Source organism: Hydrogenophaga sp. (genome assembly GCF_011390835.1).
Classification (GTDB): domain Bacteria; phylum Pseudomonadota; class Gammaproteobacteria; order Burkholderiales; family Burkholderiaceae_C; genus Hydrogenophaga.
The window spans coordinates 48,774-73,360 of record NZ_JAABRQ010000003.1; the positions used below are offsets into that span (position 1 = coordinate 48,774).

General features: G+C 65.1%; 18 protein-coding genes. 4 read left to right on the top strand and 14 right to left on the bottom strand.

Annotated features, from left to right (window positions below; genetic code table 11):
* Positions 1-46 precede the first annotated feature (46 nt).
* The 6 genes from GPT34_RS03225 to GPT34_RS03250 all read right to left on the bottom strand — a co-directional run bounded on the left by GPT34_RS03225 (position 47) and on the right by GPT34_RS03250 (position 10,097).
* On the bottom strand, positions 47-6,157 hold the full coding sequence (locus GPT34_RS03225) for an Hpt domain-containing protein (protein ID WP_291009626.1): 6,111 nt from the start codon (positions 6,155-6,157) through the stop codon (positions 47-49).
* A 44-nt stretch (positions 6,158-6,201) separates the two neighbouring features.
* A complete protein-coding gene (locus GPT34_RS03230) occupies positions 6,202-8,454 on the bottom strand; it encodes a methyl-accepting chemotaxis protein (RefSeq protein WP_291009628.1) in 2,253 nt (750 codons plus the stop codon).
* Between the two features lie 66 nt (positions 8,455-8,520).
* Positions 8,521-9,057, bottom strand: coding sequence for a chemotaxis protein CheW (locus GPT34_RS03235; RefSeq protein ID WP_291009630.1), 537 nt, complete (start codon positions 9,055-9,057; stop codon positions 8,521-8,523).
* Positions 9,058-9,096: 39 nt separating this feature from the next.
* A complete protein-coding gene (locus GPT34_RS03240) occupies positions 9,097-9,462 on the bottom strand; it encodes a response regulator (protein ID WP_291009633.1) in 366 nt (121 codons plus the stop codon).
* Positions 9,462-9,857 (bottom strand): response regulator, encoded by a 396-nt coding sequence (locus tag GPT34_RS03245; RefSeq protein WP_291009635.1) that lies wholly within the window; start codon positions 9,855-9,857, stop codon positions 9,462-9,464. The genes GPT34_RS03240 and GPT34_RS03245 overlap by 1 nt, the downstream gene beginning before the upstream one ends.
* A gap of 87 nt (positions 9,858-9,944) precedes the next feature.
* Positions 9,945-10,097 (bottom strand): rubredoxin, encoded by a 153-nt coding sequence (locus GPT34_RS03250; RefSeq protein ID WP_291009899.1) that lies wholly within the window; start codon positions 10,095-10,097, stop codon positions 9,945-9,947.
* Positions 10,098-10,262: 165 nt separating this feature from the next.
* Between GPT34_RS03250 and GPT34_RS03255 the strand changes: the two genes are divergently transcribed.
* Positions 10,263-11,201, top strand: coding sequence for a bifunctional hydroxymethylpyrimidine kinase/phosphomethylpyrimidine kinase (locus GPT34_RS03255; protein WP_291009637.1), 939 nt, complete (start codon positions 10,263-10,265; stop codon positions 11,199-11,201).
* A gap of 118 nt (positions 11,202-11,319) precedes the next feature.
* Entirely contained in the window at positions 11,320-12,615 is a 1,296-nt protein-coding gene (gene hemL / locus GPT34_RS03260) for a glutamate-1-semialdehyde 2,1-aminomutase (RefSeq protein ID WP_291009639.1), read from the top strand.
* A gap of 127 nt (positions 12,616-12,742) precedes the next feature.
* On the opposite strand, the gene purH is transcribed toward hemL, so the two are convergent.
* The 3 genes from purH to dusB form a co-directional block, all read right to left on the bottom strand.
* Positions 12,743-14,329, bottom strand: coding sequence for a bifunctional phosphoribosylaminoimidazolecarboxamide formyltransferase/IMP cyclohydrolase (gene purH, locus GPT34_RS03265; protein WP_291009641.1), 1,587 nt, complete (start codon positions 14,327-14,329; stop codon positions 12,743-12,745).
* A 172-nt stretch (positions 14,330-14,501) separates the two neighbouring features.
* On the bottom strand, positions 14,502-14,741 hold the full coding sequence (locus GPT34_RS03270; RefSeq protein WP_291009643.1) for a helix-turn-helix domain-containing protein: 240 nt from the start codon (positions 14,739-14,741) through the stop codon (positions 14,502-14,504).
* Positions 14,742-14,802: 61 nt separating this feature from the next.
* Positions 14,803-15,843, bottom strand: coding sequence for a tRNA dihydrouridine synthase DusB (gene dusB / locus GPT34_RS03275; RefSeq protein ID WP_291009645.1), 1,041 nt, complete (start codon positions 15,841-15,843; stop codon positions 14,803-14,805).
* A 143-nt stretch (positions 15,844-15,986) separates the two neighbouring features.
* On the opposite strand from dusB, the gene GPT34_RS03280 reads away from it, so the two are divergent.
* Positions 15,987-16,472: a YqaA family protein gene (locus tag GPT34_RS03280; protein WP_291009646.1), complete on the top strand. Its 486-nt coding sequence runs from the start codon at positions 15,987-15,989 to the stop codon at positions 16,470-16,472.
* A 47-nt stretch (positions 16,473-16,519) separates the two neighbouring features.
* Positions 16,520-17,707 carry an MFS transporter gene (locus GPT34_RS03285; RefSeq protein ID WP_363356121.1) on the top strand — a complete coding sequence of 396 codons (1,188 nt, stop codon included), beginning with the start codon at positions 16,520-16,522 and terminating at the stop codon, positions 17,705-17,707.
* Between the two features lie 9 nt (positions 17,708-17,716).
* Here GPT34_RS03285 and GPT34_RS03290 read toward each other — a convergent pair whose 3' ends face one another.
* The 5 genes from GPT34_RS03290 to GPT34_RS03310 all read right to left on the bottom strand — a co-directional run bounded on the left by GPT34_RS03290 (position 17,717) and on the right by GPT34_RS03310 (position 24,512).
* Positions 17,717-18,496, bottom strand: coding sequence for an RNA pseudouridine synthase (locus GPT34_RS03290; RefSeq protein WP_291009648.1), 780 nt, complete (start codon positions 18,494-18,496; stop codon positions 17,717-17,719).
* Between the two features lie 11 nt (positions 18,497-18,507).
* Positions 18,508-19,599, bottom strand: coding sequence for a redox-regulated ATPase YchF (ychF, locus tag GPT34_RS03295; protein ID WP_291009650.1), 1,092 nt, complete (start codon positions 19,597-19,599; stop codon positions 18,508-18,510).
* A gap of 237 nt (positions 19,600-19,836) precedes the next feature.
* The gene (locus tag GPT34_RS03300) at positions 19,837-21,276 is read right to left on the bottom strand and encodes an alpha/beta hydrolase (protein WP_291009652.1); all 1,440 of its coding nucleotides are present in this window, start codon (positions 21,274-21,276) and stop codon (positions 19,837-19,839) included.
* A 216-nt stretch (positions 21,277-21,492) separates the two neighbouring features.
* Positions 21,493-23,598 (bottom strand): TonB-dependent receptor, encoded by a 2,106-nt coding sequence (locus tag GPT34_RS03305; protein WP_291009654.1) that lies wholly within the window; start codon positions 23,596-23,598, stop codon positions 21,493-21,495.
* Positions 23,595-24,512, bottom strand: a complete 918-nt coding sequence (locus GPT34_RS03310) for an MOSC N-terminal beta barrel domain-containing protein (protein WP_291009656.1) — start codon at positions 24,510-24,512, stop codon at positions 23,595-23,597. Before GPT34_RS03310 ends, GPT34_RS03305 begins: the two co-directional genes overlap by 4 nt.
* Positions 24,513-24,587: the final 75 nt, after the last annotated feature.

A 24,587-nucleotide genomic window follows, 5' to 3' on the forward strand; every position in this document is an offset into this window, starting at 1 on the left:
CGCAACGCGTTATAAGGTGCAGCGGCGCTGGGCGCAGCGAGTGGCCTCAGGCCTCCGCTGCCACCCTGGCGTAGTGTGCGATCAGCCCAAGCAACTCGTCTTCCGAATAGGGCTTGCCCAAGTAGTGGTCGACGCCCAGTGCACGCGCATGTTCGCGGTGTTTCTCGGCAATGCGTGAGGTGATCATGATCACCGGCAGGTCCGAAAGGCGTGGATCGCTGCGGATGTTGCGCACCAGGTCGAAGCCGTCCATACGCGGCATTTCGATGTCCGACAGCACCACAGTGGGCCGCTCCTGCTGAAGCTTCTCCAGTGCCTGCAGGCCGTCGGCCGCCAGTGTGACGCGGTAGCCCTCGCGCACCAGCAGGCGCTGCGTGACCCGGCGCACGGTGATGGAGTCGTCCACCACCAGCACCTGCGGCACGGCGCTGATCGCCAGTGCAGCGGCTACATCGCCGTCCGCTTCCAGCACCTCGGTCTGGCGCTGCTCCTTGACCCACGCCGGCACTTGGGCGCCGTACACCGTGGCCAGCGCCACCGGGTTGTAGATCAGGGCCACGGCACCGGATGCGAGCACCGACATACCGGCCAGACCCGGCAGCCGTGAGAGCTGCGGTCCGAGGTTCTTCACCACCACTTCCTGGTTGCCCAGCACCTCGTCAACGTGCATCGCCACGCGCTGTGCCGCGCTTCGGAAGATCACTACCGGCAGTGTGCGACCCGCATGCTCCCGACTGGTCGGCGATGACTGCAGCAGCGCACCCGCCCAGTAGAACGGCACGGCTTCCCCGGCCACCGGCAGGCTGCCGCTTTCGTAGGCGCGTGCCAGCTCCTCCGGCGTGACGCGGCGCACCACCTCGACCAGCGTGGAAGGCACACCAAAGGCAAGCGCGCCAGCGCGCACCATCACAACCTGAGTCACCGCCGTGGTCAAGGGCAGCATGAGCTTGAAGCGGGTTCCTTGGCCAGGCTGCGATTGGGTTTCGATGCGGCCACCGAGAGCGACCACATCTGCACGCACCACATCCATGCCAATGCCTCGACCAGCCAGCGAGGAGGTTTCGCTCGCCGTGCTGAGGCCAGGCGTAAAGATCAGCTGGGCCGCTTCGTCATCATTCAGGCTGGCGGTGTCGGTAGCCAGACCGAGCGAGGCCGCCCGTTCTCGGATGCGGCCAAGGTCGAGTCCGGCGCCGTCGTCGCTGAAGACAACTGACACGTCGTTGAGCTCCTGGCTCAAGCGGATGTCGATGCGGCCTTCGCTGGACTTGCCTGCGGCTAGCCGGTCTTCCGGTCGCTCGATGCCGTGTACCACGCAATTGCGCAGCAGGTGCTCGAAGGCTGCGGTCATACGGTCCAGCACACCCCGGTCCATTTCGATGTTGCCGCCGGTGATGTCGAGGCGAACCTGCTTACCAGTTTCTTTGGATGCCTGACGCACAACGCGGTACAGCCGCTCCGAAATGCCTTCGAATTCCACCATGCGCGTGCGCAGCAGGTCGCGCTGCAATTCGCGCGTCTGGCGCCCCTGGGCCACCAGGCTGTCTTCGGTGGCTTCCACCGCGCGCTGCAGGTTGCGCTGCACCGTGGCTACGTCGTTGACCGACTCGGCCATCATGCGGGTGATCTCCTGCACCCGGGTGAAGCGGTCGAACTCCAGCGGATCAAAAGACTGCTCGGCGTCGCGGGCCTGGGCCAGGCGCGACTGCATCTGGGTCTCGGCCTGCAGCTCCATGTCGCGCAGCTGCTGGCGCAGCCGGTCGAGGTTGCCGGTTAGTTCCTTGAGCGAGCCGCGCAGCGTCACCAGCTCGGACTCCATGCGCGTGCGGCTGATCATGACCTCGCCTGCCTGGTTCACCAGTCGGTCCAGCAGCTCAGGCCGCACCCGCACCGCCGCACCGGCGCGGGACGGCGCCAGCACCGGCTGGGCCGGCAGCGTCAGGCCTTGCAGACCGGTTGCGGACTCGACCGGAGCCGGGGCCACCGGGCTGGCCGTGGCCGGCTCGGCGTCGCCCACTGACGGCGCATCGGCGGTAGGCGCGACCTGCTCGGGAGCTGTCTGCACCACGTCCCGGGTTTCGGGGCTGGTTTGGCGCAGCAGCTCAAAACGCGCCTCGATGGCGTCGAAGGCAGTTTGCACCGGCTCCAGGTCCGCACCGCGTTGCACATCCGAGCCCATGCGCTCGACCGTGGTCTCCATGCGGTGGGTCATTTCACCCAGCCGCAGAGCACCGGCGAGCCGAGCACTGCCTTTGAGAGTGTGCAGGTTGCGCAGCACCTCGGCGCGCGCGCTGGCGTTGTCCGGGCGAGCCACCCACTGGCGAAGGGCGCCGCCCAGCTGGGGCAGCAGCTCCTGCGCCTCTTCGGCAAAGATGGGGAAGAGGTCAACGTCGATGGTATCCAGCGCGTCGATGTCGTCGTCGATGTCCTGCACCGGTCCCCGAACGCCGCCCTCCCCCGCGGGCAGACCCGCGAACACGGTGGCCGGTTCGGCAAAGGCGGAAGGCTCGAAGTCGGGCAAGGTTCGAGTGGGTTCGCTGGCAGGCGAGGCTGCCGCATCGCCCCATTGGGTGGAGATCTCGATGTCCAGACCGTCTGCCGACTCCGCGCCGGCATCGGCCTGCGACTCGGGCAGGGGCTCGTGCACCACCAGGTGCAGGGCAGCCAGTAAGTCGGGATTCGGCTCCTTGAGGAAGCCAGCGGCAAACTGGTGCAGCAGGCGCCGGATGTCCTCGGAAGCGTCGACAAACAGCTGGGCCACCTCGGGTGTCGCCACCCAGCCGGCGCGCTGGTGCTGGCGCACGGTATCGATGGCGTGCTCCAGCGCGCGGGCAATGCCCGACAGCGGCTGGAAACCCACAGCGGCAGAGCTACCCGCCAGCGAATGGGCCAACGACTCGGCCTGCGCAGGCGCTGCTTCGTGGCGCTCCAGCGCCCACTCCGCTAGCTCGGTGCACAGGCGGCGAGACCACTCATCGGCCTCGTTCAGATACACGTTGTACAGCTTGATGCCGATGCGTAGCGGTCCAATGACCTTGGTCTGCTCGTCGGCCATCTCGTCTGGGCTCTCTGCCATCGCCTGCTCGATCTCGGCAGGCGCTTCGACGGACTCGGGCGGCACCGAGGCCTCGACAGGTATGTCATCGCTCAGCTGGGGCAGCTCGGTCGGCGGTTCGACCCCGTCGCCCGCGACATTCACCGGTTCGGAGGCATCCGGTGCGTCCAGCGGGATATCGTCGAATATCGACGCGGCGGTCTGGTCAGCGATTTCAGGCAGCTGCTCAGCAGCAGCTTCCTCATCCACCGCTGGCGTGCCAAGCGCCTTGGCGCTCAAGGCCGACAGGCTGCCGAAGTCGATGTCGTCGAGCATCGCCGGCAACGGCGTGGCGGCAGGCGGTTCGACAGCATCGGCGTCGGCCATCAGCGGATCGGTACCCAGGCTTGGCAAGTCTTCTGAAGGCACTTCGTCCTGTGTCGCAGCGGCGGCCTCGGCGAAATTGATCTCGGGCGTCTCATCCGATGCTGGCAGCGGCAGGTCGACATCAAGGTCCACATCCGGAACGTCTGCCCGTGATTCGACCGAGGACTCAGCCGTGGTCTTGTCTGCGGCATCGGTCGAATCGATGGCAGGATCGACCTCGACCGGAACCTCGCCCGAAACGGGTGTGGGCACAGGTTCCGCCTGGGGGAATGGCTGCAACGGCAGGTAACGCGCCTCGTTGCGCCAGGCTTCGGCGCTGGCGCGAAACGGTGCGGCACTCCAGCCCGCATCGCGCTGGCCGGCAATGTCTTCGACCCAGCGGACAAAGGCCTGCATGGCTTCTTGCGACAGGTCCAGCAGCTCGCTGCGGGCGGGGCGTTGCTCGGCCAGCGCGGCATTGAGCATTTGCTCCATCGCCCAGCCCGCTTCGCCAAACTCGTTCAGGCCCACCATGCGGGAGCTGCCTTTGAGGGTGTGGAAAGCGCGCCGCAGCGTGGTCATGCTCTCCAGGTCGGCGGGCTGTTCCCGCAACTGGGTGACCGCCCCCAGGCCATTGCCCACCACCTCGCGTGCCTCTTCCAGGAAGATGTCGAGCAAATCGTCTTCGTCGTCTTCGCTCACCAGCGACACCGGATGCGGCTCTTCCGTCTTGGGGGACGAGGCCTGGCTCAGGTCGACTAAGGCCCGGGCACCCGCTTCGGCGTCCTGGCTGGCCACCGCCTGGGCAGCATCGCGCGCGGCGCGAGCCACACCGGTCTGATCGGCCAGCGAGGCCTGGTTGGCCAGGTGATCTAGCTGCTCGGTGAGGTCGGCCAGGTTGGTGTCGCCCTGGGCGTCTTCGACCAAGCGCTGAAGGCCTGCGCTGATGTCTTCCGCGTCCTGCTGCCTGGGCTTGCCGCCAGACACCGGCGTGTCGTGCCGACCCATCAGGGGCAGCAACTCGCCTTTTTCTTCATCAAAGACAAACAGTTTTTTGGCCAGCGCAGGCTGGTAATTGAGCATGTCCACCAGGAAGCTCAATGCGCTCAAATTGTTGCCCAAGTGTTGGAAGGTGCCAGCCTCTCGGGCTTGCACCTCGTCCACTTCGGTGTCGAGGATTTCGTCGACGGTGGCGCGCATCCGGGCCACCGTCTGCACCGCCTGGTCCATGCCCAGCACCGACAGCACGCCGCGCATCTGCGCCAGCTGAGACACAGCCACATGCAGACCCGCCTTTTCGCCCGGAAAACGAAAAAACTGGTCGAGCGACTTCTCAGCCTCACCGAGCGACACCTTGAGTTCACCGACCACGCTGCCCATGGTCTGGCGATCGCTCACGCGACGGTAAAGCTGCTCCATCCAGGCATCGAGCGGCTGAGCTGGAGCCCCGGAGAGCACCCCTTCGAGCCGCTCGGCCAGGGCCTGGGTGCGCAGCGTCATCTCTTCGTCGTTCGGATCGAAGTCCTCGAACGCCGCCTCCAGGTACAAGGTGGTCGTGGCCACTTCCATCGCCAGTTCGGCACTCACACCGCCCGCTTCATGGGTGGCGACGTCCGCCGCCTTGACCAGTGCGCGAGCCAGCACGGTGCTGGCCGGGTGCAGCTTGAGCAGGGAATCCCCGATCAGGCCGATCTGGTCCTGCACCTGGCGCGCCCGGCTGGAGTCCCCACCGGAGAACAGCGACCAGGCTTCCTTGGCCGCCTGGATGCGCTTGCGTGCCTGCACCAGCACAGCAGGGTCGTAGCGCCCCAGCGTGGCTTGGTGGTAGTCAACCGCATGGGTGTCGTTGAAGCCGAAGGCCTGGCGAACAGCGATCAGATGCGGCGTTTTTTCTGCCGAAGCGCCGCTGGCCTGGGCGCAGAAGAAAAGCAGATCGCGCAACAGCGTCTCGGACACCTGGGTCTGCCCTTGGGCGAAAGTGGCAAACTGAAGTAGGGTGCGGGACGCAGCGCGCTTGACGAACACGTCGGGCACCAGCAGCTGGTGGGACACGGCCTCGAAAAAGCCGGCGGCCACGCGCCAGAAGGTGGAGGCGCGCGGTGCGGCGGCGCCTGCCGAAAGGCCAACACACAATTTGGTCAGTTGCTGGGCCGAGGCTGGGCTATGGGTCTTGACCAGCAACAACACCAGACGGTCAAACAGCGAGCGCATCGGCGCGTCGCAGCGCAGCTCGGTGACCCCGGTGGCAGCGGGCAGGTCCACGCCGTGTTGATCAAAAGACCAGAGATCGGCCGGGTGCACACGCTCAGCTGCAGCCAGCTCCTGCACCTCGCGGTACTGGGCGAACAGGGCCACCGGCTGCACCAGCTTGTTATTGAGCACCGCTTCGAGGTACTCGATGAGCGCAAAACTGGCGCGCTCCACGGTGCTGGCTGCGGCCGGGGTACAGACCTCGGGACGCTGCACAAAGCGCTGCACCGCGGCTTCCATCGCGCGGAGTACCTGCGCAGGCGGCGCCAGGCCGACCATTTCCAGTGCGCCCACGGCCTGATGCAACTGCTGGCGCGCCATGCGCAGCGAGCCGGGATCCACCGCCTCCAGGTCACTCGAGCGAGACTGTTCGGTCTCGCGCACATAGCGCTTGATGGCCTTGTTGGCGTTGTCCAGCGATTTGCGAAGTTCCTCAAAGACCCAGGCCAACGGACCGAGGTCGGCCAGCGGTGCGTCCGGCTGCAGGCTGTCGGTGGCGGTGTCGAGCATGGTCTTCGGGGCTTCCTGGTCTTGGGGGCGGCGCGCGGCGCCGCTCAAGCAATCTTGAATCGGGCAACCGACTGGCGCAGTTCTTCGGCCATGGCCGAGAGCTCACGCACCTGCTGGGCGGTGGAGCGCGTGCCCTCACCGGTCTGCTCAGTCACCGCAAAAATGTGCTGGATGTTGCCCGCCACCTCGTTGGCCTGTTCGGCTTCGCGGGAGGTGGCGCTTGAGATCTGCTCAATAAGTTCAGCCAGTCGGCGAGACACGCGGTCGATCTCGGTCAGTGCACCACCTGCGTTGTCCGACAGCTTCGCCCCTTCGACCACCCCCTGGGTGGAGCGTTCCATGGCGGCCACCGCGTCCTGCGTGTCGGTCTGAATCGCCTTCACGAGCGCCGAGATCTGGCGCGTGGCGTCGGCTGAGCGCTCGGCCAGCCGCTGCACCTCTTCAGCCACCACCGAGAAGCCTCGACCGGCTTCACCAGCGGAAGCGGCCTGGATGGCGGCGTTGAGCGCCAGCACGTTGGTCTGTTCAGTGATGTCCGAAATCAGTTCAGTGATCTCACCAATTTCCTGTGACGACTCGCCCAGCCGTTTGATGCGCTTGGAGGTTTCCTGGATCTGGTCGCGGATGGCGTTCATACCGCCGATGGCGTCCTGCACCGCCTGCAGACCGGACTCGGCGGCCTGCAGCGAAACGCGCGCCACCTGGGCCGACTCCTGCGCCTGACCCGACACCTGGTTGATGCGTTGCGCCATGTCCACCACTGACTGGCCGGTTTCACGGATCTCGCGCAGCTGTTCGTTGGACGCCGCCAGCAGCTCGGTAGAGGTGCTCTCCACCGCCGAGGTAGTTTGCGCCACGCGCGTAGCAGTGGCCTGCACGTTGCCCACCAGGGAGCGCAGCTCTTCGACCGTGTAGTTCACCGAGTCGGCAATGGCGCCGGTGATGTCTTCGGTCACCGTGGCTTCCTGGGTCAGGTCGCCTTCGGCCACCGTCTGCAATTCGTTCATCAGCCGGAGAATGGCGGCCTGGTTGGCATCGTTCACCCGCTTGGCGTCCTGCTCCATGGACTCGGCCGCCAGACGCTGGTTTTCAGCCATGAGCTGTCGCTGGCGGCTGTCCTGCAGACGCACATAACCCAGACCCACACCGCTGACCAGCGCCAGCAGCGCAGGCAACAGCAGCGCGAGCAACTGAGCGCCACCCAGACCCGAGCCTGCCGACACCCCCTCCTGCACCTTTTGCAAACCCAGGCGCAGCGGCTCACTGTCGGTGATGATGCTGGCCTGCGCTTCGCGCGCCGAAACAAGGCCTTGCAGGTTGCCGAGAATGGCACCAGCTTCGGTGCGGGTCTGTTCGTACAGTGCCAGCAGGGCTTCGAGCCGCTCACGCACCTGTGGGTCGCGTGAGGGCGAAAGCCGCAACTCTTCGCTACCCTTGAGCAGACCTTCGGACACTTCCTTAAAGGTATTGAGATCCTTGCCGAGCAAGAACACCGCCTCGGGGCTCACCCCCTCCATGGTCAGGAATTCGTTGGCTGATTTGCCTATGCGCTGAGTCAGCATCACCAGCTGGCCAGACGCCGAGATCTCGGCGGCCGGCGCGTTTTGCTGCAGCTTGAGCGAGGACACGGTCTCGGCGATCTCCAGCAGATCGGACGACTGGCGGTTGATGGTGCGCAACGCGGTACCTACCTGGGTCAGGATTTCCTGCTGCGCCAGCACTGCCGCAGCGTTAGCCTCAGCCTGATCGACCTTGGGCATCAGAGCATCCAGCTCAGCCGCGAGGCCACCACTCAGAGGGTCAAGCCCGAGCTCGGCGTCACCCTGTTTGAGCCCGCGCAGGTTGCGAGCCAGCACCTCGGCGCTTTCTTTCACCTCTGGAAAAGCGGATTCGCTGCCAATCAGCGCCTGAGACACGCTCTTGGCCAGCCGCTGCGACTGCATCAGCGCCTGACCGCTCGCAGCCACCTGCTGGCTGGCCTTGTCGGTCTGGTTGAGCACGTAGGCCGCCGCACCCACCAGCAGCAGTAGGCTGACGCCGAGCACGGTCAGCAGGGTGCGCTGGTGCTGGTCGGCCGACTTGCGACCAAGCAGCGGCACGACCACAGTGCCCGCTTCGGACTCCGGTTCCAGGTCATCCGCGGCCAAGCGGCTTTCAACAAAATCGTCACCGGCAGGATCCGGTGCCAGGCGAGCGGCTGCCACCTCGGCGAGGTCCTGCGTGGCCACATCATCGAGGTCCACCGCATCGGCGGACTTCTTCTTGAGCAGTCCCGAGAATCGATCTAGTGCGGCCATGAACTTACCTTCCAACGGAAAAACATCAAAAAACGGACGCCGGACACCCGGCAGACGGTGCGTGTATCAGGCCGCAATGGCCATGAATTCGGGTTCGGTCGACAGGGCCTGCAGATCCAGCTCTTGCCAGGTCTGCCCCTGCGCGTCGACCAAGCGGTGACCAAAACAAGGCGGCGCGTCTTGGAGTCGATCATCCACCGCGGTGAACATAGCGGGGTTGCGCAAACCCAGCAGCCGATCGATCAGCAGCACGGCGTTGATACCGAGCGCTGTGTGCAAACTCACCATGCGCGAATCGGAGCTCACGCGCTCGCTCACGGGCGCCAGCGCAGATCCGCTACGATGAAGCAACGCGCCCAGGTCGATCACGCCCTGCAATCCGCCGCGCAGGCTGGCCACGCCGACGTACCAGGGTTTGGTGTACGGCACTTCCTGAACCGTTGACCAGGGAAAGATTTCGCCAGACTGAACCAGCGGCATAAGGTAGCGCTGACCGCCTGCCTCAACCGCCAGCCAGGATGCAGTGGCTACTTCAGATCGGGCTGCGGTCAGGCGTCGGGCCAGTCGTTCCTGCAGTTCCTTGAGTGACTGTCGGTTGGCCATTCTGGGTGGTTCTTGATCGGTGGAGGACGCCTTCAGGCGTCAGCCCAGCGCCCGGATCTTGGACATCAGCTCTTCGGCATTGACCGGCTTGGTGACGTAATCACGCGCGCCCTGGCGCATGCCCCATACGCGGTCGGTTTCCTGATTCTTGCTGGTGCACATGATGATGGGAATGGACGAATACTGCGGGTCGCGGGAAATGGCTCGCGTCAACTGAAAGCCATTCTGACCGGGCATCACGACGTCCATCAGGATCAAGTCGGGCTTTCCCTCGCTGAGCCGACGAAAGGCCTCCTCGGCATTCTCGGCGGTACGCACCGTGTAGCCGTTTTTACCCAGTAAATCGCACAGCACCATCAACTCGGTCTTGGAGTCATCCACCACCAGCACGTTTTTGATCGACATCACAAGGCTCCAGTCAGGTTGGCACCAAATTGCTGCACGGCCTGCAGCAATTGATCTTTGGTGAAAGGTTTGGTGAGGTAATCTTGCGAGCCCACCATGCGGCCGCGGGCCTTGTCGAACACGCCGTCCTTGGACGACAGCATCACGACCGGGATGTTCGCAAAGCGCGCATTGCGTTTGATGATGGCGCAGGTCTGGTACCCGTCCAGGCGCGGCATGAGGATGTCGCAGAACACCAAGTCGGGCAGATAGTCGTTGATCTTGGCCAGAGCGTCAAAGCCGTCGTCGGCCAGCAGCACCTCGTGGCCGCCTTGCTTAAGGAAAATTTCCGCACTTCGTCGGATGGTGTTGCTGTCGTCCACCACCAGGACCTTGTAGGTCGGACTGTTGCTCACGATGGAATTACTCCTGTAAACGGGGGAACGCGGGGCTGTTTGACCCTCACGGCGTGCCCGGGAAGTGTCCTGGTTGAGCACACCACCTCAGATCTGCACCATTTCAAAATCTTCCTTGCGGGCGCCGCACTCGGGACAAACCCAGTTCATCGGCACGTCGGCCCAGGAGGTGCCTGCAACGATGCCATGCTCTGGATCGCCCGTGGCTTCATCGTAAATCCAGCCGCAAATCAGGCACATCCAAGTCTTGGTTTCGGTCATGGTCGCGGGGGTCGTTGTCTTAGAATCGCTGCATTGTATCGAGCCATCCCAAGCCAGCCGGTTGGATTGACCGCTGGTTTTCCCCATGCGACAGACGCGCATCCGGCTCTGTTTTTCCGCGCTCTGAACCTAAGAGCCACCGCCATGACCGACCCCACCGCACCCAGCCCGACGGACATCGCCGACGCCGCGGAGGACGTATCTCTTCCCTGCGTGATGGTGTTCAACACAAACGACCCCAGCGGCGCCGGCGGCTTGGCGGCCGACGTGACGGCCATGTCCAGCGCCTCGGTTCACGTGCTGCCGGTGCTCACCGGCACCTATGTGCGTGACACCACCGAGATCCACGATCACTATGCGCTGGATGAAGAGGCGGTATCAGACCAGGCACGCTGCGCGCTGGAAGACATCCCAGTTGCGGCCTTCAAAGTTGGTTTCGTCGGCAGCCCGGAAAACCTGGCGGCCATTGCCGAAATCACGACCGATTACGCTGATGTGCCGGTCGTCACCTACATGCCCGATTTGTCCTGGTGGGACGAGCTGGCGATCGACACCTACCTGGATGCCTGCGTGGAGTTGCTGCTGCCGCAAACCACGGTGCTGGTGGGTAACCACAGCACGCTATGCCGCTGGCTGCTTCCCGACTGGGAAGGCGACAAGCCACCGCCGCCGCGCGAGGTGGCGCGTGCCGCCGCGGTGCACGGCGTGCCCTACACGCTGGTCACCGGCTTTAATGCCGCCGATCAGTACCTAGAAAGCCACCTCGCCAGCCCCGAGACCGTGCTGGCCAGTGCGCGCTACGAGCGTTTTGAGGCCACCTTCAGCGGGGCCGGAGACACCTTGTCGGCTGCTTTGTGCGCGTTGATTGCAGGCGGTTCGGACCTGCAGGCGGCCTGCGCCGAAGCGCTGACCTATCTGGACCAGTGCCTGGATGCAGGATTCCAGCCCGGCATGGGCCATGCCGTGCCCGACCGTTTGTTCTGGGCCCACGACGAGACCGACGAAGACCTAGGCTCCGCCGATGGCGGCCCCGGGAGCGCCATCGATCCCGGCGACTTCCCGCTGGACACCACGCGCCACTGATCCACGGGCGCCAGCCCACCCGCGTCGGCCACTGGGGGATACCGAATGCGGGACACTCATGCAAGGGCTTTAAGGCCTGCCAGACCCAAACAACGACCACAAAACCGATAAGACCGCCATGACCGACCGCAACCAAGTCCTGTTTGAACGAGCCAAGACCCTGATCCCCGGCGGCGTGAATTCGCCCGTGCGGGCTTTCAAGGCGGTGGGCGGCACGCCGCGCTTCGTCCAGCGAGCCCAGGGCGCCTATTTCTGGGATGCCAACGGCCAGAAGTACATTGACTACATCGGCTCCTGGGGCCCGATGATCCTGGGGCACGGCCACCCCGCGGTGCTGGAGGCGGTGCAAAAGGCGGCGCTCGACGGCTTTTCGTTTGGCGCGCCCACCGAGCGCGAGGTCGAGCTGGCCGAGGCCATCGTCGAGCTTGTGCCCAGCATCGACATGGTGCGGCTCGTGAGCTCGGGCACCGAAGCCGGCATGAGCGCCATCCGACTGGCGCGCGGTGCCACCGGGCGCAAGAAAATCATCAAGTTCGAGGGCTGTTACCACGGCCATGCAGACGCTCTGCTGGTCAAGGCTGGCTCGGGTCTGGCCACTTTTGGTAACCCCACCAGCGCCGGCGTGCCACCCGAGGTGGTGCAACACACCATCGTCCTCGAGTACAACAACGTCGAGCAGCTGGAAGCCGCGTTCGTCGAACACGGACCCGAGGTTGCATGCCTGATGATCGAGCCGATCGCGGGCAACATGAACTTCGTGCGCGCCTCGGTGCCGTTCATGACACGCTGCCGCGAGCTGTGCACACAACACGGTGCGCTGCTCGCTTTTGACGAGGTGATGACGGGTTTTCGTGTGGCGCTTGGCGGTGCACAAAGCGTCTACGCGAAGCTCATTCCCGGCTTCGAGCCCGACATGACGGTCATGGGCAAGGTGATAGGCGGCGGCATGCCGCTGGCCGCGTTTGGCGCCAAGCGCGCGGCGATGGAACAGCTGGCCCCACTGGGCGGCGTGTACCAGGCCGGCACCCTGAGCGGTAATCCGGTGGCCACCGCCTGCGGACTGGCCACGCTGAAAGAAATCAGGAAGCCCGGCTTTTTTGAAGCGCTGTCGGCCACCACCCAGTCGCTGGTAAGCGGTCTGACTAGCGCCGCGACCGCCGAAGGCGTCACACTGTGCGGGGACAGCCAGGGCGGCATGTTCGGCGTGTTCCTGTTTGATCAACTGCCGCAGAACTACGCCAAGGTCATGACCACCGACGGGCCCACCTTCAACAAGCTGTTCCACGGTCTGCTGGATCGCGGCGTATACATCGCGCCCGCGCTATATGAAGCAGGCTTTGTCAGCGCGGCACACACCGCACAAGACATTGCGGACACCGTGGCAGCAGCCCGCGAAGTCTTCAAGACGCTGTAACGAAACAAGTCAAGTCACGCGGACCGAAGTGCCTTGTTCCGGGGCCACCGCGGAACCGGCTCTGCCGGGTCGCCAGTGGCTCCCCCTTGAGGGGATGATGCGCCGCAGGCGCGGCTCGGGGTTGGACTCAGTGCCTGAAGTGCCGGACCCCGGTCGTCACCATCACCACGCCGCGTTCATCCGCTGCATCGATCACCTCCTGATCGCGCATCGAACCACCCGGCTGGATGACGCAGCTGGCACCAGCGTCGACCACCACATCTAGGCCGTCGCGGAACGGAAAAAAGGCATCACTGGCCACCACCGTGTCCGCCAGCGAGAGCTGAGCGTGGCCAGCCTTGATGCTGGCGATGCGCGCCGAATCCAGGCGGCTCATCTGGCCGGCACCCACGCCCATGGTCATGCCGGCCTTGCAGAACACGATGGCGTTGGACTTGACGAACTTTGCCACTTTCCAGGCGAACAGCAGGTCATCAAGTTGTTGCTCGGTAGGCTGCTTTTTCGTGACCACCTTCAAGTCGGCCCGCGTGAGCACGTGGTTGTCGGCGCTTTGCATCAGCAGGCCCGAGCCGATGCGCTTGATGTCGGTGAGGTTCTGGCCTTGATCCCAGGCCGATGATCCGCCAGGTGGCAAAGCAATCTCCAGCACCCGGACATTGGCCTTGGCCTGAAAAATAGCCAGCGCTTCGGCTGAATAGCTTGGCGCCATCAGCACCTCGACAAACTGTTTGCTCACCGCCTCGGCCGCCGCTTTGTCCACCGGGCGGTTGAAGGCGATGATGCCGCCAAAGGCGCTGGTCGGATCGGTCTGGAAGGCTTTGCTGTAGCTTTCCAGCGCGTCTTGACCCACCGCCACGCCGCACGGGTTGGCGTGTTTCACGATCACGCAGGCGGGCACCTCAAAGCTCTTGACGCACTCCCAAGCCGCATCGGCGTCGGCGATGTTGTTGTAGCTGAGCTCCTTGCCCTGCAGCTGTTTGGCCGTGACCAGCGAACCGGGAGCCGGGGACAGGTCACGGTAAAAAGCCGCGGTCTGGTGCGGGTTCTCGCCGTAGCGCAGATCTTGCAGCTTGACGAAGCGGCCGTTGGCCTGTTCCGCGTATTCCCTGCGCGCGGGCACCGCGGCCTGCGCATCGAAGGTGATGGAGGACAGGTAGTCGCTGATCGCGCCGTCGTACTGGCTGATGCGGTTGAACGCCGCCACAGACAGCGCAAAGCGCGTGGGGGCGCCAAGCTGGCCGCTGGCCTTGAGCTCGTCGATCACCGCCGGGTACTGGCTGGCATCGGTCAGCACCGCCACGTCTTTCCAGTTTTTGGCAGCGCTACGCACCATGGCTGGGCCCCCGATGTCGATGTTTTCGATCGCGTCGTCCAGCGTGCACCCCGGGTTGGCCACGGTAGCCTCAAAGGGATAGAGGTTCACCACCAGCAGGTCGATGGTTTCGATGCCATGGGTCTTCAAGGCCGCCATGTGCTCGGGCAGGTCGCGGCGCGCCAGCAAGCCACCGTGTACCTTAGGGTGCAACGTCTTCACCCGACCATCGAGCATCTCCGGAAATGCCGTGACTTCAGCCACCTCGGTCACGGGCAGGCCTTGTTCAGCCAGCAGCTTGGCGGTGCCGCCAGTGGAGATCAGCGACACACCCAGGCTGTGCAGCGCCTGGGCGAGTTCGACGATGCCGGTTTTGTCAGAGACAGAGATGAGAGCGCGCATATGAGATGTGAGAAGAGGAAGGGTTCAGATCGGTTTTCGGAGCACGAGCCGCACTAGGTGAGGGCACGCCGTTCAGGGGCACCGCGGAACCGGCTTGGCCGGGCCACAGGGCCACCCTCCTCCCGCCGAAGGCGAGAGAGGGGGAGAGGCGAAGCGGCGCGGGGGGCAGCGCTCACTCCATCAATTTGTGTTCGAGGAGCTTTTTGCGCAAGGTGTTGCGGTTCAGGCCCAGCCACTGAGCCGCGCGCGACTGGTTGTTCTGCGACTGCTGCATGACCACCTCCAGCAAAGGCTTTTCCACCGCTTTGACCAGCATCTCGTGCAGCCCCGCCGGATCGGTGCCGTTGAGGTCCTGGAAATACGCTTCGAGGCTGGCACGAACGCAGTCGTGCAGATTGTTCTGCTGGCTCATGCCATCGCCTTCGTGCCGCGCACTTCGGTGCGAGCGTGTTGGGATCGGTCCTGCGCTTTGATCATGCGGCCAGTTTCCATTGTTTTTGTGGGGGGGGGTGCAGCGCCTCGAGGCCGGCGACCCAGGCGTCGAAGCTGTCGCGAACGCAGTCGAGCTGAGCGCGTGCCGAGATCAACCCGTTGATGTGGGCGCGGAAACGGGCCGCGGCGCCCGCGGGCAATGGCAGCGCCTGCGCGTACCAGCCCAGGTGTTTGCGCGCGCTGCGCACGCCGGTGAGCTCGCCATACAGCCGGTGATGGTCTTCCAGGTGATCGAGCAGCCAGCCCTTGACCTCCATCAGGTCGGGCGGCGGCAGGTGCTCTCCAGTGGCGAGAAAGTGCGCAATCTCGCGGAAGATCCACGGTCGGCCCTGGGCCGCGCGACCGATCATGAGGGCATCGGCGCCGGTGCGGGCGAGCACATCGCGCGCCGCCTCCGGGCTGCAGATGTCGCCATTGGCCACCACCGGGATACGCACACGGCTCTTGATGTGGGCCACCGTATCGTGCTCGGCAAAGCCCTTGTAGCCTTGCTCGCGGGTGCGCCCGTGCACGGTCAGCATCTGCACCCCCGCGAGTTCGGCCGCCAGAGCCAGGGTCGGTGCATTGCGCACCTGGGCGCACCACCCTGTGCGCATTTTCAGGGTGACGGGCACGCCGTGCGGCAGGCAGGCAGCGACCACCGCCTCCACGATATCAAGCGCCAGCGCTTCGTCCTGCATCAGCGCCGAACCGGCCCACTTGTTACAGACTTTCTTGGCCGGACAGCCCATGTTGATATCAATGATCTGCGCCCCACGGTCGATGTTGTAGCGCGCGGCGTCGGCCATCATCTGCGCATCGGTGCCGGCAATCTGCACTGCGATCGGCGCCGTTTCACCATCGTGGTTGGCACGGCGCGAGGTCTTCAGGCTGTCCTGCAGGTCGGGGCGCGAGGTCACCATTTCGCTCACCGCGTAGCCCGCACCCAGCCGCTTGCACAGCTTGCGAAACGGCCGATCCGTGACGCCGGCCATCGGCGCGACGAACAAGGTATTGGGCAAGGTGTACGGACCCAGTTGCATGAGGGTGGGAGAATTGGGTAGGACAGAGAGTCGTGCGACGCCGAGAGAACCTGGGCGTGGGAGGGGCATTGTATCTGCCTCTTTTTTCAGCAGGCGATATGCTCGCCACCGCTTCACCACCATCAGCCCAACGCTCACCCACCATGCCCGACTGGATCCACTCCCTGATGCAGGCCTTGGCCATGCCTGAACTAGGGCTGAGCACGGTGTTTGTAGTGTCGTTCCTGTCGGCCACCTTGTTGCCGCTGGGCTCGGAGGCAGTGGTGTTCGGCCTGCTCAAGCTCAATCCCGATCTGTTCTGGCCGACCATGGCGGTGGCCACTGCGGGCAACACCCTGGGGGGTGCAGTGTCCTGGCTCATGGGCTATGGCGCCCACACCGCGGTCGACAAGGTGCGCCACGGCCAGCCGACCAACGTGCGCGCCCTGCAATGGCTGGAGCGTTTTGGCCCCAAGGCCTGCCTGCTTAGCTGGCTACCGGGGGTGGGCGACCCGCTGTGTGCGGTGGCAGGCTGGTTGAAATTCCCATTCTGGCCTTGCGTGCTGTACATGGCCATCGGCAAGTTCGCGCGCTACATCACCATGACCTCCGCGCTGCTGTGGATGTTCCCCGGGGGACTGCCGATCTGATGGGCCCGGCGATACTGCCAGTCTGACAACCGCTGCCTGCCCATCCTTTGATCCACACCACCACCCTGCCCGTCGCTGCCAGCGCTCCGCTGCCGCGATCCCTCTGGGCACTGATGGCCGGCAACTTCGTGATCGGCACCGGGGTGATGGTGGTGCCCGGCACGCTCAACGACATCAGTGTTTCGCTCGGTATCTCCATCCCGCAGGCCGGCCAGCTGATCACGGCCGCGGCGATCCTGATGGGGCTGGGCGCACCGGTGTTCGCCTCTGTGGTCGCGGGCTGGGACCGGCGCCGCCTGCTCACGCTCGCCTTGATCTGGTACGCCGTGCTCACCGCCATTTGCGCACTCGCGCCCAGCTACACCGCGCTGCTGCCGCTGCGCGTGTTGGCAGTGATTTCGCCTGCCATCTTCACGCCGCAGGCCGCGGCCAGCGTGGGGCTGCTGGTGCCTCCTGCGCAGCGCGGTCGCGCCGTGACCTTTGTTTTTCTCGGCTGGTCGGTGGCCTCGGTCATGGGCATGCCACTCTCCGCCTGGATCGGCAACGACCTGGGCTGGCGCTGGGCGTTTGCGCTGGTGGCGCTGATGGCGCTGGTGAGTGCGGCCTGGGTCTGGCGGGAGATGCCCAACAGCATCCGACCTGCGGCGCTGTCGCGCAAGGCCTGGGGCAAGACCCTGGGTTCGTCGGCGCTGATGTTCACCGTGGGCGTGACGCTGCTCATGTCGTTCGCGCAGTTCACGCTGTTCTCGTATTTCGCGCCTTACTTTGTGCAGACGCTGGGCATGGGCGGCGGCGCGCTGTCGCTGATGTTTCTGTGGTTCGGCGCCTTCGGTTTCCTGGGCAACGTCGGCCTGTCGCGCTGGATCGACCAGATCGGCGCACCCCGGGCCGCGCTCTTGATGATGGGCGCGATGGCGCTCTCGCTGCTGCTATGGCCGCTGGGCCGGCTTGGCTTCTGGCAGCAGGCACTGGTGCTGGTGCCCTGGGCCATTGGCTGTTTTGCGGCCAACTCGGCGCAACAAGCGCGGCTGGTGAGCCTCTCGCCCGAGCTGGCCTCGGCCACGATCGCCCTCAACACCTCGGCCATGTACGGCGGTCAAGGACTGGGCGCAGCGCTGGGCGGTGTGCTGATCGCCCAAGGCCAGATGCTGCGCCTGCACGAGGTAGGTCTGGTGGTGATGGGGTTGGCGATGGCCCTGAGCGTGTGGGCCGCGCGACGGACGATGCGCGACTGAATCACCCCCTCAGAAACGCTCGTAAGGCATCAGGTAGCGCCACTGGCCCGGGGCCAGACCGCCCAGGCCAATGCGGCCCAGGCGCAGGCGGTGTACCGCCGCCGGAGACACGCCGGCCCGGTCGCAGAGGTGCGCCACCTGGCCGGGTCGCGTGTGCTTGATCGCCAGCCGCAGGCGGCGCTCGCTTTGCCAGCTGGCTCGCGCACTGGGCACCGCCCAGCCTTCAAAAAACAGCGCCTGCTGGAGCGATTTCAACACCGCATCGCGCCGCGCGGAGTCGTCGAGGCCCGGGTCATCGGCGACAGTGACATGCCACTCGTGTTCGATGGCCGCGCCCGCATCCGAGATCTTGCGTGCCACGCCCGGGTTTTGCGTCCACACCATCAGGCCGCTGGCAAGTGGCGCCAGCGGGGCGGCGGCCAGCAGCTTGTGCAGGTGGACCTTGAGCGGTCGCATGCCGGAGCGGTCGCCCTTGAAACGGTGGCTGGGCAAAAACCATTGCGCGGCCAGTGCGTCGGGCAAAGATGAATCACCCTGCAGGGTGATGTCAGGCAGCGCCACGCCCGCAGGCTTGTGCCACACCAGGGTGACCGAGGCCAGGTCTTCGAGCTGCGCCTTGGCGTCCAGGGTGACGACCTGCACCTCGCCCACGCGGGCCATGGGCGATTCCACCACCACACCGTCCACCCGGACCCAGCCGCCGGCGATGTAGCGTTCGGCATCGCTACGCGAACACGGCAATTGCGCCGCCAGCCGCTTGGCCAGGCGCTGGGGTTCGGCGCCGGCCATGCCAGTCACGCTCAAGAAGAGAACAGGAAGTTCATCACGTCGCCATCTTTCACGACGTACTCCTTGCCCTCGGCGCGCATCTTGCCAGCGTCTTTGGCACCCTGCTCGCCCTGGTAGCTGATGAAGTCGTCGAAAGCGATGGTCTGGGCGCGGATGTAGCCCTTCTCGAAATCGGTGTGGATCACACCGGCGGCCTGCGGGCCTGTATCGCCCTTGTGGATGGTCCAGGCGCGCACCTCTTTCACCCCGGCGGTGAAATAGGTTTGCAGCCCGAGCAGCTGGTAGGCAGCGCGGATCAGGCGATTCAGGCCGGGCTCGTCCTGCCCCAGTTCCTTCAGGAATTCGAGTCGGTCGGCGTCTTCCATCTCAGAGAGTTCAGCCTCGATCTTGGCGCAGATGGCCACAACCGGCGCGTTCTGTTTGGCCGCGAAGGCCTGCAGACGATCCAGGAACGGGTTGTTCTCGAAGCCGTCCTCGGCCACGTTGGCCACAAACATCGCGGGCTTGGCGGTGATCAAAAAGAACTGCTTGAGCTGGACTTGTTCTTCTTTGCTGAAGTCAATCGTGCGCACCGGCTGGGTGTCGTTCAGGGCGATCTGGCATTTCTCAAGAATCGCCACCTGCTTGATCGACTCCTTGTCGCCCGAGCGCGCCGTTTTCTGCACGCGGTGCAGCGCTTTTTCCACTGCGGCTAGATCGGCCAGGCACAGTTCGGTCTGGATCACCTCGATATCGGCGATCGGGTCGACCTTGTTGGCCACGTGGATCACGTTCGAATCTTCGAAACAGCGCACCACGTTGACGATGGCATCAGTCTCGCGGATGTGCGCGAGAAACTTGTTGCCCAGTCCCTCGCCGGTGCTGGCACCGGCCACCAGGCCCGCGATGTCCACAAACTCCACGATCGCCGGCACGATGCGCTCGGGCTTGACGATTTCCGCCAGCTGGGCGAGCCGCGGGTCGGGCACCTCGACCACCCCGGTGTTGGGCTCGATGGTGCAGAAGGGGTAGTTTTCGGCCGCGATGCCGGCTTTGGTCAGCGCGTTGAAAAGGGTGGACTTACCGACGTTGGGCAGGCCCACGATGCCGCATTGGAGACTCATGGAGAGGCTTTCGGGTTCTAAGGAAAACTCTTGATTTTACGGGGCGGCCAGTGGTCACGTTCGACGTCAGGGTGGAGGGTGAACGTAGCTCTTTCAGACCAACAGCAGTGTCTGTCTCTCGCGGAGAAGAAACCCTGCTCAAGAAAAAGCCCTCTAGCAGCCGTGGCTCAGAGGGCTTTTTCAGGTCAGAGGCCTATCGGCATCTCGACAGGCCACCGCCTGAGCATCTCACTTGCATTACGGAACGCAAGCACCCGGCAGACTGGCGTTGATACCCGCGCGCAAAGCGGGCACCGATCCACCGTCGTCCACACCCAGGGTGTTGTTGGTGAATGTGCAGCCATAAGCCGGGTTGGCCACCGTGGCTGGCGTCATCACGTCGTCGCCAGCAGGTTTCACACCGGTTTGCTCCCACACCACCATGTCGGCAAAAGCCTGCACCTGCTCGGCGACAGTGAAGTCGCAATGGCTGGCGCCCCGGATCGCGCGTTGCACCAGCCAGTTGGCATTGCCCTTGGCGGCCGTGCGCTGCTGGTATACCTGCTGCATACTGAAGGGCACAAACAAATCGCCCAGCGTGTGGATAGACACCACCGGGATGCTGAACTCCCCGTTGATCGCCGGGATCCAGCGCAGACCATCGCGGCGAAGGCGGTTGGCATCTGGCGCGGCGGTCAGTTTTTGCGAGGCCAGGTTCAACGCGGTCGAGCCAGCCACATCACCGTCAATGACATAGGTCAGGGCGTTGGTGTCCAGCACGTTGCGGTTCAGGATGCCGGTCACAGTGCCGTCGCTGCCGAAGGTGCCATAGGCCGACGGGAAGCTGCCGCCGAAGGCGATACCCTGGTCAAACAGCGGCCGCTCACCGCCGGTGAGGTTTTCCACCACCGACAGGTACTTCACCCCTTGCGCTGTAGGCACCGACGGGAAGGTCGTGAAGAGCGTGGAGGTGACCAGGCCTCGGATCTCGGACCACTTGTCGGTGGGGTAGCTCGGCACACCTGCCAGCGCCTGGGCCGTGACCTGCATGCCGGCGAAGCGGTTGAACAGCTCGGCGTCGCCCATCACGCCGCACATGGGCACGGCGCCGTGGTACCTCACCTTGTTGTTCGCGGTCGCCATGGCTTCCTGCTCGATCGCAGCGCCCGTCACGTGACCACCCATCGAGTGGCCGGTGATGTAGATCCGCTCTGGCGCAGCCAGCACTCGCCCGTTGGCGGCGGCGATATTGTTGAAGGCCAGTGCGAGTGCGTTGGTGTCTTCCACGCCTGTGCGGACATCGTAGAAGTTGGTCGAATAGCTCGACGCCGCCCAGGCGTAGCCTTGTTCGATCAGATAGCGCCGGATGCTCGGGTTGGACACGGTGAGCACGGAGCCCTCACCACGAAAACCGTGGGCGTACATCACGAGCTTGCCGTTCCACCCGGTGGCGGGCACTTCAACGCGGTAGGCCGCCCCATTGAGCACGCCGGCCCAGCGGTCGGTGCCGACGGTCAGGCCGGCCATCGCATCAAAGGTGGTAGCACCAGGGTCGATCGGCGCAAAGCTGCGGCTGTCCTGGGCGCGGGTCTCTTCCGGGGCGACCACCACCACGGGGTCATCACCCCCGCCACCGCACGCGGCGAGCAAGGCCGCGCCTGCCAGGGCCGTCCACCGGAATCTGATTTGTAGTCTCATGCTTGTCTCCTGTCGTTGTTGGGGAAGCTAAGGCCTGTTCGCACGAGAGGCGCGGACGGCTCGTTGGTTATCTGACCCAGCGAACAAGAGGCGCAGCGGGATTACCCGCATTCAGTCGCTCAGGAGACGCGCGGCGGCACGGGCGCAATCGCCTGGTACCGAAGATGCGCTCGGAGCGCCAGCGCCGCCACGACCCATACGCAGGCTTCAGCTCGCTCAGAACCGCCGCGAGAGCTCGACCCCAAGCGACAGCGCTCGACCCAGGCCAGGTTCAAAGAAGCGGCTGTTGCCGTCGTTGACGATCACCGAACCCACGTACTTGGGGTCCAGCAGGTTGTCGATGCGAACGAACTGGCGCCAGGTCCAGGCACCGGCGTTTTGTTCGAAGCGGGCGGACAGGCCCAGCAGGGTGTATCCATCGGCCCGGGCCGTGTTCGCATCGTTGGCGAACACCCGGCCGCTGTGCCGCACCTCCAGCGCGAACTGCCCACCGGTGTCCGCTGCCCAATCGGGCGCCCAGCCCAGCTGCGCAAACAGCTGTTGCTCAGGCAGGCCGGGCAGCCGGTTGCCAGCCGGGATGCTGGTGGTGCCGCTACCGAACCGCGCGCGCAGGTAGGTGTAGGCGCTGGAGAGCGTGACGTTGCCCAGACCATATTCCGCCGAGAGCTCCAGCCCTTGACGGCGTGTGGTACCAGCATTGGTGAAGGTGGCGCGCCCGTTGACCGAGCCAGCCGAGACGATCTCGTCGCGGGTGCGGATGTCGAACACCGTGGCGTTCCACAGGCCCGCCGCATTGCGCCCCCGCAAGCCTATCTCGGCGCTGGTGCTGCGCGAGGCGTTAAGGTCGGTATTGAAACCGGCGGTGCCGTCGATGCGGTAGGCGGCTTCGTTCAGTGTAGGCGTCTCCAGTCCACGACCGATCGCGGCATGCGCCTGCAACTGGGGCGAGAGCTGCCAGCGCACGCCCACCACCGGCAGGTAGCCATTGAACAGGGTCGCGCCACTCTGGTCGCCGTTGGCCAGGAACGCGTCAGTTGAGCTGTAACGGGCGTTGACGTGGCGCAGACCGGCTTCGAGCGTCCAGTCCTGCTTTTCCCAGGAGGCGCGCAAATAGGGGTCGAGCGTGGTCGCGCGGTTGGTCTCATCGCGCCGCAGCGCGCCTTGCACGCCCAACGCGCTGCCGACGAAGTTCTCGTAGCCACGGCGCAGGTCGGACTGCCGATCGCCGGCCAGCCCCGCGCTCAGGTCCAGCTGCCCGCCCCGCCAGGCGGTCTGCCAGCGCCAGCGCGCGTTGAAGCCCCAGTAGTCGCGGTCGAGATCGATCACGCCACCGGCACTGCTAGCCGCGCTCTGAGCACCAGGCGGCACCGAGAGGTACTGGATGACCCTGCGCTGACCGCCGTAGCCCATGAGCTCCAGCTTGTGCCCACCGCCCAGCGCTTGGTCCCAGGCCAGCCCCACTTGCGTCTGCGAGACCGATTTGCGCGTGTTGTACTGCAACGGCTGCGGCGCAGTCTGCTCGGCATCAGCGTCGAATTGCGCTTGCGTCAAACCCTGCGGGTCCAGCGAAAAAGCGGTCTGCTGGTTGAACACCAGCGTAGTGCGGCCGCCTTCATACGGGCGCGAGAGCTTGGCGTTGAGCGTGCGGCGATCGGCTGCGGACTGCGGTCGTGCGCCGTCGGTGGCGAACTTGCCGGCATCGAGCGTGTAGGACCAGCCGGGCGCCTCGTGTGTGCCGGTCTGGCCCTTGACCTGGGTCGACAAGCGCCACAGGCCATTCGAGCCCAGGGCCAAGCCGGTGCGCCACTCACCGGGCTGGCCGCCGTCTTCGGTGAAGAGCAGGATCGCGCCGCCGCTGGAAGCCCCGTAGAGCGAGGCGAACGGGCCACGCACCACCTCAATGCGATCAGCGCTGCCCAGCGGGAAGTTGGCCGCCTGGCCAGATCCGTCGGGCGCACTGGCCGGAATGCCGTCCACAAACAGACGCAGGCCGCGGATGCCAAAGGTGGAGCGCGCGCCATAGCCGCGGATCGAGACCTGCAAATCCTGCGCGTAGTTTTCGCGGTTGCGGATCAGCAGACCGGGCACACGCGCCAGCCCTTCCGAGAGGTTGATCTGCAACTGGCCATCGCGCAACTCGCTGCCAAAAACCACGTCTGCCGTGACGCTGCTGCGCCAAAGTTGATCGGCCGAGCCTCTGCCGATGACCAGCACCGGCGCAAGCGAGCCGCCGTCGGGCTCGGGCACGGCGACAGTGGTCTGGGCGAGCAGACACGCCGGCGCAGCGAGTAGCGCAGCGGGTACCCACCAGGACCAGCTCACCCCTCGAACCGCCAATCGGAGGAGACCCGCTGCCCCAAGCGCAAGACCTGTCCATCGCCTTGCAACACCATGGCGTTCATGCCAAAGGTGATGGCGCCATTCACGCGTGGGTCTTGCCGGTAGCTTTGCATCGCATCGCTCACGGCGGGCGTGAACACTGAGGTGGCGGGATCGATGTTGGGGATCGGGCAGCGCGCGCATGGCTTCACGGGTTCGATCACCGCCGCGGCATCCGCTCCCGTGATGATGGTCATGGCGCCCAAGCGGTCTTCGTCGTGGGCTTCGATGCCGCCGAGCACGATGTTGGGCCGGAAGCGCTGCATGGTCACCGGCGCCTCGCCTGCTTTCGCCAGCCGTTCATTTAGCTCGGCCAGCGAGGCCGTGCTGGTCACGAGCAGGCCAAAGCCGTCGGCAAACTGCGTATTGGCTTCACGACCACCGGTCCATCGGGCATCGCAGGCGCGCTTCACTTCGGGGTCGAAGCGTACCAGCCGCAGGCGCTTCAGATCGGCCGGTGCGTCGGGGCCGAGGAAGTCACTGAACCACTGAGCGGCCACGTCGCCCATGTCATAAGCCATCACGGTGTCGTCCCACACGCGGACTTTTTGCGGCCATTCAGCGGCTTCCAGTGACAGGTGCAGGGCCAGCATGCCGGGCGCGCGCAACACCAGCTGGCCGAGTTTGAAGGCCGGCTGGATCAGCGCCATGCGCGGCAGTTCGCGCTGAGTGACGAACTCGCCTTCGGCATCCACCACCATCCAGGCGCGGTCAAAGGCCAGGCCGGTGTCGGTGAGCTCGGTCTCGGTCAGCGCCACGCCGCCGCAGGACTTGATGGGGTAAACCCATAGCTGTTCGATGGTGGCTTGCACGTCGGCAGCGGTGATCGGTGAATTCATGGCGGATTCGGTATGCATGGGTTGACGTCAGGCAGGTAGTCGGTGCCGGTCAGAGGGTTGCCCTCGGGCGCTTCGTGCGGAATTGTGACCTGC